The organism is Sorangium sp. So ce1504 (genome assembly GCF_051521635.1).
Classification (GTDB): domain Bacteria; phylum Myxococcota_A; class Polyangia; order Polyangiales; family Polyangiaceae; genus Sorangium; species Sorangium cellulosum_B.
In genome coordinates this window covers 12,883,189-12,894,830 of the sequence record NZ_CP150365.1, presented here as the reverse complement: position 1 = coordinate 12,894,830, position 11,642 = coordinate 12,883,189, and the positions used below count along the sequence as shown (strand labels likewise).

Genomic DNA, 11,642 nt, shown 5'->3' with positions numbered 1-11,642 from the left:
AGTCGAGTTTCATGCGTTCTTCATCTCGCGGAGATCCCCCGACGACCGGCTCCGGCGCGCGCCGCCGGGAGGCCGTGGTCGACCTGCTGTCCTCGTTCAAGCGCGCCCTGCACGCGAACGAGATCGCCGAGCGCCTCGGGGTCGAGCCGAGCCGCTACGCGAAGCTGCAGCGGCTGCTCGAGGAGCTGTCGCTGGAGGGCAGCATCGTGGCGCTCCCCGGGCAGCGCTTCCGCACGAGCCAGAAGCAGGTCGAGGCGCGCGGCGCCGAGCGCGAGGGGACGCTGACGGTGCACCCGCGCGGCTTCGGCTTCGTGGCGCTCGGAGGGGCGGCCGAGGACGTCTACATCTCGCCCGAGGCGATGGGCGGCGCGCTCCACGGCGACACCGTCGTCGTGCGCGTCTCGACCCGCTCGCGGCGCGGCGTGGAGGGGGAGATCGTCCGGGTCGTCAAGCGGCGCCACGCGCGCGTGGCGGGCGTGCTGCGGCGGCGTGGCAGGAGCGCGTGGCTCGAGCCGGACGACGGGCGCGTCCGCGGGCCCATCGTGATCGTGCCGCGCGAGCCGGGCGGGCCGCTCGTTCCGCCCGACGCGGAGGACGGCGCCGCGGCGGTCGTGTCGATCGCCCGCTTCCCGGACCTGGCCGAGGAGAACCCGGAGGGCGTGCTCGAGGCCGTGCTGGGGACGCCCGGCGACCCGAACGTGGAGGTCGCCAAGATCCTGGTGCGCGAGGGGATCGAGGAGGAGCACGCGCCCGAGGCGATCGCCGAGGCCGAGGCGTTCGGGGGCGAGGTGCCGGCCGAGGCGCTCGAGGGGCGCACAGACCTCACCCACCTGCCCATGCCGACGATCGACCCGGAGGACGCGCGCGACCACGACGACGCGGTGTGGGTGATCCGCGAGGAGGACGGCTCGTACCGCGCCTGGATCGCGATCGCCGACGTCTCGCACTACGTGCGGCCGGGCACCGCGCTCGACCAGGCGGCGCTCGCGCGGGGCAACTCGGTCTACCTGCCCGATCGCGCGATCCCGATGCTGCCGCGGGCGCTGTCGTCGAACCTGTGCTCGCTGCTGCCGGGCGTGATCCGCCTGTGCCTGTGCGTCGAGGTCGAGCTCGACGCGACGGCGACGGTGCGGCGGGCCCGCGTCATCGAGGGGTACATCCGCTCGATCGCGAAGCTCACCTACCCCGGCGTGGCGCGCGCGCTCGGCTTCACCCCCGAGCCGCCGCGCAGCCCCGAGGCCGAGGCGCTCAGGAACGACCTTCAGGTGATGTGGGACCTCGCCCGGCTGCTCCGCGGCAGGCGGATGCGGCGGGGCGCGCTCGACCTCGACCTGCCCGAGGCGAAGGTGGTGCTCGACCCGAAGACGGGCGCGCCCGTCGACGTGCAGAAGCGCAGCCACGACCCCGGCGTGGCGAAGGCCTACCAGCTCATCGAGGAGATGATGCTCCTCGCGAACGAGACGTGCGCGCAGTTCGTCGTCGACCAGGGCATCCCCACGGTCTTCCGGTACCACGCGCCCCCGGACCAGGCGAAGCTCGAGCGCTTCGCGACGATGTGCGGCGAGCTCGGGCTCGCGTTCGACCCGGAGGACGCGGCCGACCCCAAGCGGCTATCGGTGTTCCTGAAGAAGCTCGACGCGCACCCGCAGAAGCAGGTGCTGCACATGCTGCTGCTCCGCGCGATGAAGCAGGCGGTGTACGACATCGCGAACGTGGGCCACTTCGGGCTCGCCTCGAGCGCGTACCTGCACTTCACCTCGCCCATCCGGCGGTACCCGGACATCACGGCGCACCGGGCCATCCGCGCGGTGCTGCGCGGCGAGCGCGTCGACAGGAGCGAGGCGGCCACCGAGCGGCTGCGCGAGGCGGCCATCACGGCGTCGGAGCGCGAGCGAAAGGCGATGGAGGTGGAGCGCGAGGTGGTCGACCTGCACCGCGCGCTCCTCATGCGCTCCCGGCTCGGCGACACCTTCGAGGGCACCGTCACGGGCATCGTGGGAGGGGGCGTTTACGTCAACATCGAGGATCCCTTCGTCGACGTGCTCGTCCGCATGGAGTCGCTCGGCCCGGATCAGTACGAGATCGACGACGAGGGGCTGCGCGTCATCGGCCGCCGCTCGGGGGACCGGATCGCGATCGGCGACGCGATGCTCGTGCAGATCGAGGACGTGGCCATCCTCCGGCGCGCCGTCTATGGCCGGCGCCTCGCCGGCGAGCCGGCGGCGGACGAGCCGAAGCCGCGCCGGCAGCGGCGCGACGCGGCGGACGCACGGCCCCCCCGTCGTGTCAAGATCAGCAAGAGCACCAAGCCCGTGAAGAGCGTTAAGACCAGCAAGCGCACCAAGGGCGGCAAGAGCGCCAAGGTGCGAAAGAAGCAGCGGTAGCAGCCCGCCCGAGGGCTCGATTCCCTGCCAGGCTTTGCCGCTCGAACGCACGAGCGCGCAGCACCTCTCCAGCCACGCTCGATCTCGCGGACAAGCGCGCGAAACCTCGTCGAAATCGTTGAGACGAACCGGCGAAACAGAACCGGTCGAACCAGTCGAAATCGTCGAAACGGCCGAGACAGCCGAGACAGTCGAGGCAAACGGTCGACCGCGGCGCTGCGAGGCGCGCATCGCCGACGCCAGATCCAAAGTCACACCCCCTCCGTGCCCCTCTGCGATTGACACCCGCTCAAAAGAGAGAGTGCTCCAGCATTTCCCTTGCGTTCAGAGAACCACTATGTTCTCAACTAACTCATTCTAGGAGAGAGGTAACCAATGCCCAAGCCGACGTATCCCGCTTACAACGCTGGTGACTTCCTGGTCGATTACGAGGAGAAGGTCTTCGAAGACGTCAAGGCGAAGCCGGGAGAGAAGGCGCTGGTTACCTTTCACACGGTGGCCTTCGAAGGGTCGATCGGCCTCGTCAACGTGCTGACGGCGATCCGCCTGCAACGTAAGGGGTTTGAGACATCCATCCTGCTCTATGGGCCGGGCGTCACCCTGGGGCTCCAGCGCGGCTTCCCCAAGCTCGGCAGCGAGGCGTTCTCCGGGCACCTCGCGGTGAACCAGCAGATCGGCCGGTTCATGGAGGAGGGCGGCAAGGTGTACGCCTGCCGGTTCGCGCTGCAGGCGCTCTACGGCCACGGCGAGCACGCGCTGATCCCGGGCATCAAGCCCATCAGCCCGCTCGACGTGCTCGACATCCAGCTGATCCACCGCCGGGACAACGCGTTCATGGTCCACTCCTGGACGCTCTGATCCGAGCGCGGTCCATGGAGTTCAACCGCAAAGTCCGGGCGGCCGCGGTGCAGGCCAGTCCCGTCCTCGGCAGCCGGGACGGGACGACCGAGCGAGTCGTCGCCGCGATCGCCAGGGCCGCGAAGGAAGGCGCCGAGCTGTGCGTCTTCCCCGAGGCGTTCGTCCCGTATTACCCGTACTTCTCCTTCGTGCTCCCGCCGCCCGCCATGGGGAAGGAGCACATGCGCCTTTACGACGAGGCGGTCACCGTCCCCGGCCCGGTGACGCGGGCCGTGGCGGCCGCCGCGCGCGCGCACGGGGTGGTCGTGGTGCTCGGCGTGAACGAGCGCGATCACGGGACGCTCTACAACGCGCAGCTCGTCTTCGACAGCGACGGCTCCCTGGTGCTCCACCGGCGCAAGATCACGCCGACCTATCATGAGCGCATGATCTGGGGGCAGGGCGACGGCTCGGGGCTCAGGACCGTGGACACCGCGGCCGGGAGGCTCGGGGCGCTCGCCTGCTGGGAGCACTACAACCCGCTCGCGCGGTTCGCGCTCATCGCGCAGCACGAGCAGATCCATTGCAGCCAGTTCCCCGGCTCCCTTGTCGGGCCCATCTTCGCCGAGCAGATGGAGGTGACGATCCGGCACCACGCGCTGGAGTCGGGCTGCTTCGTGGTGAACGCCACGGCCTTCCTGACGCCGGAGCAGGTCCGGGAGGTCGCTCCGAACGAGCAGATCCAGGGCGTGCTGCGCGGCGGGTGCATGACGGCGATCGTGACGCCCGAGGGCGTGCACGCGTGCCCGCCCGTGACCGACGGCGAGGGTATGGCCGTCGCGGAGCTCGATTTCGCCCTGATCACGAAGCGAAAGCGGATGATGGATGCGGCGGGGCACTACGCCCGGCCCGACTTGCTGCGGCTTTGGATGGATACGGCGGAGCGCTCGATAACGCTCGGCGCGGGCAGCCCCAAGGCCTCCTCCCTTGCCCCTGCGGCGGTGGACCATGGATACCCAGACGCTGATCACCGAGCTCCAGTCGTTCGGCCTGAGGCTGGCTGAAGCCCCCGAGGGCGCCCCCGAAGCGGGCGCCGCGCCCCCGCCGGAGCCCGCCTCCGGCGAGGCCTCCGGCGAGGCCTCCGGCGAGGGCGACGGCCGCCGCGCGGCGTGGACCTCGCGGCGCGGCGGCGCGGGGCCGACCCAGCACGTCGCGGCGACGCTGCGCGGGGCCACGGTGATGATCCCGATCCACACCGACCAGGCGGCGGCGTCGCCGTTCGTCGCGCGGCTCGGGCGCGACGGCGCGGGGACCGTGGAGCGGGACGGCCAGGAACTCGCGCCCATCGCCCTCGTGAAGACGCCGCGCTTCTACGCCCTCTCGACGAAGGACGGCATCCCCTACCCCAAGATCGCGCTGCTGCACGGGGCGGACGTCCTCGCCTCGACGGTGCTCCAGACGTGCATCCGGTACACGGAGCGCGAGAAGGCCTGCACGTTCTGCGCGATCGGGCAGTCGCTCGCGGCGGGGCGCACCACCGCGAAGAAGACGCCGGAGCAGCTCGGCGAGGTCGCCGAGGCGGCGGCGCGGCTCGACGGGGTGCGGCACGTGACGCTGACCACGGGCACGCCGCGGTCGGCGGATCGCGGCGCGGCGCACCTCGCCGACTGCGCGCGCGGCATCAAGGCGCGCGTCGATCTGCCGGTGCAGGCGCAGTGCGAGCCGCCCGACGATTTCGCCTGGTTCGAGCGGATGCGCGCCGCCGGCGTCGACAGCCTGGGCATGCACCTCGAGGCGGTCGAGGACGAGGTGCGCGCGGCCGCGATGCCGGGCAAGGCCGAGGTGAGCGTGGCCCGCTACTTCGAGGCGTTCGAGGCGGCCGTGCGCGTGTTCGGGCGCGGCCAGGTGTCGACGTACCTCATCGCGGGGCTCGGCGACTCCCTGGCGTCGCTGCTCGACGCGAGCGAGCGGCTCATCGCGCTGGGGGTCTATCCGTTCCTCGTCCCGCTCGTGCCCATCCCCGGGACGCCCGGGGCCGATCGCGCGCCGCCCTCGGGGGACTTCATGCGGGCGCTCTACGAGCACATCGGCCCGCTGCTCGCGCGGGCGGGGCTGCGCTCGACCGACGTGAAGGCGGGCTGCGCCCGCTGCGGCGCCTGCTCGGGGCTCTCGGGCTTCGAGGCAGAAGGCCGGCCCGCGGCGCGGTCGGGATCCGGCGCGGCATGGACATCAACCTCGGAGAGCTCCGATGACGCCACGTTACAGCTTCGAGCTTGTGCAGAGCAGGGACACGTACCTCGAGTACCTCCGCTTGCGCCGGGCCATCTTCTGCGACGAGCAAGGGCTGTTTAAGACCACCGACGAGGACGACTGGGACGCCTCCGCGTTCCCCATCGCCGCCCTGGAGCACGGGGCGCCCGGGGGCCCGCGGCTCGTCGGCACCGTGCGCATCTACGAGGCGGAGCCCGGCCTCTGGTACGGCGGCCGGCTCGGCGTCGAGCGCGCCCACCGCAAGCAGGGCGTGGTCGGCCGCGGCCTCGTCCACAAGGCGGTCACCACCGCCCACGGCTGGGGGTGCCACCGGTTCCTCGCGCTCGTCCAGGCGGCCAACGTCCCGTTCTTCGAGGGCATCCACTGGCGCTCCCTCGAGGAGCGATCGCACCGCGAGCGGCCGCACCACCTGATGGAGGCCGACCTCGACAGCTACCCGCCGAGCGACGAGCCCCGCCCGCCGCCCGGGCAGAGGTTCCGCTGATGCTCGGCGGCGTCGCGGCCGAGCTGCGCGGCGCGATCGGCGTCCTCGCGAAGCGGGACGTGCAGATCCCGGCGCGGTACCTGTCCGGCGCGCCGGGCGCGGCCGGCTCCGTCGAGCGACCCGCGGCGCTCGGCGACGACTGCGCGGCCATCCCCGACGGAGACGGCTACCTGCTCCTCGCCGCCGAGGGGATCTGGCCCGCGTTCCTCGAAGGGGACCCGCGGTTCGCCGGCTACAGCGCCGTGATGGTCAACGTCAGCGACGTCTACGCGATGGGCGGCCGCCCCATCGCCGTGGTCGACGTCGTCTGGGGGACCTCGGCCGGCGCGCTGGAGCCGGTCTGGGAGGGAATGGTCGCCGCGTCGCGCGCCTATGGCGTGCCGATCGTTGGAGGGCATACGAGCGCGCGCAGCCCGTACAACGCCCTCGCCGTGGCCATCGCGGGCCGGGCGCGGCGGCTCATCACGAGCTTCGCGGCGCGCCCCGGCGACGTGCTCGTCGCGGCGATCGATCTGCGCGGCGAGATGCACGCGGGGCACCCGTTCTGGAACGCCTCGACGGGCGCGGATCCGGCGCGGCTCCGCGGCGACCTCGAGGTCCTGCCCGCCCTCGCCGAGGCGGGCCTGTGCGACGCGGGCAAGGACATCAGCATGGGCGGCGTCGCGGGGACGCTGCTCATGCTCCTGGAGACGTCCTGCGCCGGCGCGGTGCTCGATCTGGAGGCCGTCCCGAGGCCGCGCGACGTCCCGCTCGCGCGCTGGCTGCTCGCGTTCCCGAGCTACGGCTTCCTGCTCAGCGTGCGCCCCCGGGTCGCCGGCGAGGTGCTCTCGGCGTTCGCGCGGCGGGGCATCGCGAGCGCGGCGGTCGGCGCCGTCGACGGCTCGCGGCGGCTCACCCTCCAGGCCGCCGGCGAGCGGCAGACGCTCTGGGACCTCTCCGCGGAGCCGCTCACCGGGCTCGCGCGCGAGGGCGCGCGATGAGCGCCCGCGCTGCCTCGGGCGCGCCGCTCTCGGTCGCGCTCCTCACCTACTCGACCAAGCCGCGCGGCGGCGTCGTGCACACGGTCGAGCTCGCGGAGGCGCTCCACGACCTCGGCGTCTCGGTCTGCATCTACGCGCTGAACAAGGACCAGGGCGGCTTCTACCGCGCGCCGCGCTGCCCCTCGGTCCTCGTGCCCGCCGCGCCCCCGCCGGCGGGGATCGACGCGGTCGTGAAGCAGCGCATCGCGGAGTTCGAGGACGGGCTGCGCCGCCTCGGGGCGCGGCACGACGTCTGGCACTCCCAGGATTGCATCAGCGCGAACGCGCTCGCGGCGCTGCGCGCCGAGGGGCGCGTCCCCCACTTCCTCCGGACCGTGCACCACCTCGACGACTACGACAGCCCGTACCTGCGCGCCTGCCAGGACCGCTCCGTGCGCGAGGCCGACGCGTGCCTCGTGGTCAGCGAGGCGTGGAGGGAGGCGCTCCGGGCCGAGCACGGCGTCGACGCGGCGATCGTCCCGAACGGCGTGAGCCTGCGCCGCTACACGGCCACGCCCGACGAGCGGGACGCGGCGCTGCGCGCGCGCCTCGACGCCACCGGATCGCCGCTCTTCGTGACCGTGGGCGGCGTCGAGCCGCGCAAGAACTCGATCGGCCTGCTCAAGGCGTTCCTGTCGGTGCGGAAGCGGCTGCCCGGAGCCCAGCTCATCATCGCCGGCGGAGAGACGCTGTTCGACTACGAACCTTACCAGCGCGAGTTCGAGGCGATCGCGCGCGCAGGCGGCGTATGGCCCTCGCCTGCGGGCGCGTCGCCGCCGCCGCTCGTCCTCGCGGGCGTGCTCCCCGACGCGCTGATCCCGCCGCTCTACCGGCTGGCCGACGCGTTCGTCTTTCCGTCCGTCCGCGAGGGGTTCGGGCTCGTCCTGCTGGAGGCGATGGCCTCGGGGGCGCCGGTGGTGAGCTCTGCGCAACCTCCCTTCACCGAGTTCCTCGCCGACGGCGAGAGCGCGCTGCTCGTCGATCCCTCGAGAACAGACGATCTCGCCGGCGCAATGGAGGCTATCCTGGACGAGGGCGTGAGGCGGCGCCTCCGCGCCGCGGGGCTCGAGACCGCGGCCCGGTACACGTGGGATCGTTCGGCCCGCATCGCGGCCGGCGTGTACCGCGAGTTCCTTGGATCCCGCCAAACCTAGAGCGAGCGACGTATGCCGGAGATGCGCTTCGTTATCGAGTGGCCGAGCGGCGAGCAGCAGGTCTGTTACTCTCCGTCGCTCGTCGTGAAGGAGCACCTCGACGTCGGGGAGAGCTACGATCTCGACGACTTCGTGTCGCGTTGCCGGACGGCGCTCGATATCGCGAGCGAGCGGGTCTTGAAGAAGTATGGGTTCCCCTGCAGCCTGGCGCGGGCCGAGGCGGCGCGCATCGCGAGCGCGGCCGCGCGGTTCCACGGCCGGAGCGGGGCCAAGGTCCGGGTCCTCAGGTTCGTCGAGTGACGGAGTCCTCAGGTTCGTCGAGTGACGGAAGGAGCAGGAGATGGTGACGAAGTCGAAGATGGAGCGCCTCCTCAGCGAGCGCCAGTTCCTCGTTTCCGCCGAGCTGACGCCCCCGCGTCACTACGATCTGGAGAAGTTGCTGAAGCACGCCCGAAATATGGCGGGCTGTGTGGATGTGGTGCAGATCAACGATCACCTGCTCTCGCAGGCGCGCTGCGCCAACATGGCAGTCGGCCATTTCGTGAAGCAGGAGGGGCTCGAGCCGGTGCTCCAGTTCTCGCTCCGCCACAAGAACAAGATCGCCCTCCAGGGCGACCTCCTCGGGATGGCGGCGCTCGGGCTCTCGAACATCATCGTCCTCGGCGGCTACCCGTGCGCCATCGGCTCCGATCCCGACGCGAAGGAGGTGAGCGACGTCGACAGCTACGCGGCGATCGAGCTGACCCGCCGGCTGACGCGCGAGGGGAAGCTCTTCAACGGAGACGTCGTCTCGCCGGCGCCCTACTTCCACGTCGGGACCATCGATTTCCCGTGCGCGGAGCAGGCGATCGCCGGGGCGATGGACCGGCTCGCCGCGAAGATCGACGCGGGCGCGAGCTTCATCCAGGTGCAGGCGGTGTTCGAGCTCGCGTCGATGCGCCGCTGGATGGCCGCGGTGGTGGAGCGCGGGCTGCACGAGCGGGCGCACTTCATCGCGGCGATCTTCCCGTTCGCGGGCGTGGATCGGCTGAGCTTCCTGCAAAAGGTGCCGGGCCTCGTGGTCCCCGAGCACCTGATCGAGCGCGTCCGCCTGAGCGGCGACGCGGAGGGGGAGAGCTACCGGATCACGCTGGAGCTCATCCGCGGGCTCCGCGACATCCCCGGGCTCTCGGGCATCCACATGCGGTCCATCGGCGCGGAGGACTGGGTGCCCCGGCTGGTCGACGAGGCAGGGCTCCGGCGGGCGGCATGAGCCTCCAGCGCGGGGCTCCGCGCGCCGGACGAGGCCCGGGGGCCGGTGCCTGGTGCCTGGTGACGGGCGCTTCGGGCGGCGCGCTCAGGCCTTGCGGGCGATCCAGAGCAGCGCGAGGCCGTTCATCCGGCGCTCGCGGCGGTCGACCTGGAGCCCTGCGCCGCCCAGCTCGCCGCCGAGCTTGTCCTCGGTGTGACGGTAGGTGACCTCCGCCGCGTCGGCCCACGCCAGCATCGCGTGGGCCGTCGACGGGTTGTACCGGTGGCCGCGCAGGTAGCCGGCCATCGCGGCGCGGCTCATCGTGGCCGCGGGCTCGAGCAGCGCCAGGCGGCCGCCCGGGCGGAGGACGCGCGCCGCCTCGGCCAGCACCGGGCCCGGCTCGGGCAGGTGCAGGAGCAGGTTCGACGCGGTCACCACGTCGAACGAGGCGTCGGGGAACGGCAGCCGCGTCGCCAGCGCCTCCCGGAACGTCACGTTGTCCAGGCCGAGCGCCTTCGCCCGCTGCGCGGCGCGCTCCACCATCGCCGCCGTCGCGTCGATCCCGATCGACTCGTGGCAGCGGCGACCCATCTCGCGGGTCAGGCGGCCCGTGCCACAGCCGAGGTCGAGGCACCGCTCCTCGACGCCCGGATCGACCAGCGTGACGAGCTCGTCGATGAGCGTCGCATAAGGGCCCTCCGCCTGCATGCGATCGAAGAAGTCGACGAGCTCGTGGAACGGGGTCGCCTGCTCTCGCGCCGCGTAGCGATCGCGCCACCGCCAGACGTCGTCGAGGGCCTGGTACGTGCCCCGGTAATACAGGAGCGGCGCGCCCGCCTCCCCCCGGCCCGACGCGAGCACGCGACCGACGTAGATGATGTGATCACCCCCGTCGTACGTGTGCTCCACCTTGCAGTCGAGGAAGGCCAGCACGTCCTTGAGGATCGGGCTGCCCGACTCGGCCACATGAGCCTCGGTGAGCACCGCCTGCCGATCGATGTCCGTGCCCTTGCCGGCGAACAGGTCCGAGAACTCCCGCTGCTGCTCCCGCAGGATGTTCACCGCGAAGACCCCGGACGCCGCGATGGCCGCGCTCGTGCGCGACCGCCTGTCCGCGCAGAACAGCACGAGCGGCGGGTCGAGCGAGACCGCGCTGAACGAGTTCACCGTCATCGCCTGCGGCGTGCCGTCCTGCACCGTGGTCACGAGCGTGACCCCGGTCGCAAACTGGCCCAGCACCTTCCGGAACTCCGCGGGATCGAAGAGCATGGGGCATAGTACGCGCTCGGCGCCCACCAGGGATCCAGGATCTGCGCAGCGCGCGCGCTGGCGCCGCGCACCGCGATGCGCGCATCCTGCGGCGGCGCCGCGCAGATCACGCGCCGGCGCCGCGCAGCGCGCGCACTGCGGAGCTCACTCGGCGTCGCGCCGCGCCAGGTCCGGCGCGAAGGCCGGTATGCAGAGCGCGAAGTACTCGCTCTCCTCGTCGAACGGGTTGCTGTAGCGGACGCGCTGATCGGGCTCCGTCCAGAGGGCCTGGCCGGCCGAGACGTCGACCGCCTCGCCCGCGATCTCGGCGCGCACACGGCCGCGGATCACGAGCGTCAGCTCGCCGAACGAAGGCGTCTGCGCCGGCTCGCTCCAGCCCGGCGGGGCCACCATGTGCGCCAGGCTGAACCCCTCCGTGCCGGTGTTCACGCGGCCGAAGATCTCCTCGATGAGCTTGCCGCCAGGGACGGGGATCCGGGCCCTGGAGGTGACGAGACGGTAGGGATGCGCCATGGGGTACCTCGCGATCACATCGCGCGCGTCCGATCATCGGACACACGGTAGAGCTGCATGAGCAGGTGACGGCCGCCGTACGGCTGCAGGTAGCGGATCGCGCCCGCCTTGCTCGCCATGAAGCGATGGTAGCGCCGCGCCGGCACGGCGATGAGATCGCCCGCGCCGACCCAGATCCGCAGCCAATCGTCGTTCGTGCAACGGATGTCGTAACAGCCCTGTCCCTCCACGAAGAGCCGCACCTCGTCGCCCAGGTGACAGTGCTCATCCGCCTCTCTCGCGCTCTCCGCCTCGTCGCGCGGCTTGCTCCCGTCGCGGCGGACATCCTCGTGCTCCGTCCATCCGCGCTCCGCGACCACGCGCTGCAAGGTGAGCGCAGCTGCGCCCGGGTCGAACGCGCCGCACTGGATCCCTTCCGCCTGAAGCTCCGCCTCGCTGGCCTCGCCCTCGCCGTCAGCTCTCATTCGGATCGCACGCATG

The 11,642-nt window shown here is 72.0% G+C and carries 12 protein-coding genes; 9 read left to right on the top strand and 3 right to left on the bottom strand.

The features are described 5' to 3' along the window. The first annotated feature begins 11 nt into the window (after positions 1–11). From rnr to WMF39_RS48675, 9 genes are all read left to right on the top strand, one after another. Complete coding sequence (rnr, locus tag WMF39_RS48715) at positions 12–2,384, top strand: ribonuclease R (RefSeq protein WP_437743262.1); 2,373 nt, start codon at positions 12–14, stop codon at positions 2,382–2,384. Positions 2,385–2,759: 375 nt separating this feature from the next. Next, positions 2,760–3,242 carry an MSMEG_0572/Sll0783 family nitrogen starvation response protein gene (locus tag WMF39_RS48710; RefSeq protein ID WP_012241614.1) on the top strand — a complete coding sequence of 161 codons (483 nt, stop codon included), beginning with the start codon at positions 2,760–2,762 and terminating at the stop codon, positions 3,240–3,242. A 14-nt stretch (positions 3,243–3,256) separates the two neighbouring features. Continuing rightward, positions 3,257–4,285 (top strand): Nit6803 family nitrilase, encoded by a 1,029-nt coding sequence (locus tag WMF39_RS48705; RefSeq protein WP_012241613.1) that lies wholly within the window; start codon positions 3,257–3,259, stop codon positions 4,283–4,285. Continuing rightward, positions 4,230–5,573, top strand: a complete 1,344-nt coding sequence (locus tag WMF39_RS48700; RefSeq protein WP_437743261.1) for an MSMEG_0568 family radical SAM protein — start codon at positions 4,230–4,232, stop codon at positions 5,571–5,573. Before WMF39_RS48705 ends, WMF39_RS48700 begins: the two co-directional genes overlap by 56 nt. Next, positions 5,470–5,976: an MSMEG_0567/Sll0786 family nitrogen starvation N-acetyltransferase gene (locus WMF39_RS48695; protein ID WP_437743260.1), complete on the top strand. Its 507-nt coding sequence runs from the start codon at positions 5,470–5,472 to the stop codon at positions 5,974–5,976. Before WMF39_RS48700 ends, WMF39_RS48695 begins: the two co-directional genes overlap by 104 nt. Continuing rightward, positions 5,976–6,956, top strand: a complete 981-nt coding sequence (locus WMF39_RS48690) for a sll0787 family AIR synthase-like protein (protein WP_437743259.1) — start codon at positions 5,976–5,978, stop codon at positions 6,954–6,956. The genes WMF39_RS48695 and WMF39_RS48690 overlap by 1 nt, the downstream gene beginning before the upstream one ends. Further along, positions 6,953–8,149, top strand: coding sequence for an MSMEG_0565 family glycosyltransferase (locus WMF39_RS48685; protein ID WP_437743258.1), 1,197 nt, complete (start codon positions 6,953–6,955; stop codon positions 8,147–8,149). The genes WMF39_RS48690 and WMF39_RS48685 overlap by 4 nt, the downstream gene beginning before the upstream one ends. Before the next feature lie 12 nt (positions 8,150–8,161). Beyond that, positions 8,162–8,449: an MSMEG_0570 family nitrogen starvation response protein gene (locus WMF39_RS48680; protein ID WP_437547865.1), complete on the top strand. Its 288-nt coding sequence runs from the start codon at positions 8,162–8,164 to the stop codon at positions 8,447–8,449. A gap of 40 nt (positions 8,450–8,489) precedes the next feature. Beyond that, a complete protein-coding gene (locus tag WMF39_RS48675) occupies positions 8,490–9,401 on the top strand; it encodes a methylenetetrahydrofolate reductase (protein ID WP_437743257.1) in 912 nt (303 codons plus the stop codon). A gap of 84 nt (positions 9,402–9,485) precedes the next feature. Here the strand turns inward: WMF39_RS48675 and WMF39_RS48670 are convergent, their stop codons facing one another. From WMF39_RS48670 to WMF39_RS48660, 3 genes are all read right to left on the bottom strand, one after another. Further along, complete coding sequence (locus tag WMF39_RS48670; protein WP_437743256.1) at positions 9,486–10,649, bottom strand: flavin reductase; 1,164 nt, start codon at positions 10,647–10,649, stop codon at positions 9,486–9,488. Positions 10,650–10,793: 144 nt separating this feature from the next. Then, positions 10,794–11,162, bottom strand: coding sequence for a cupin domain-containing protein (locus tag WMF39_RS48665; protein WP_437547860.1), 369 nt, complete (start codon positions 11,160–11,162; stop codon positions 10,794–10,796). Between the two features lie 14 nt (positions 11,163–11,176). Further along, positions 11,177–11,641 carry a 1,2-dihydroxy-3-keto-5-methylthiopentene dioxygenase gene (locus WMF39_RS48660; RefSeq protein WP_437743255.1) on the bottom strand — a complete coding sequence of 155 codons (465 nt, stop codon included), beginning with the start codon at positions 11,639–11,641 and terminating at the stop codon, positions 11,177–11,179. Position 11,642: the final 1 nt, after the last annotated feature.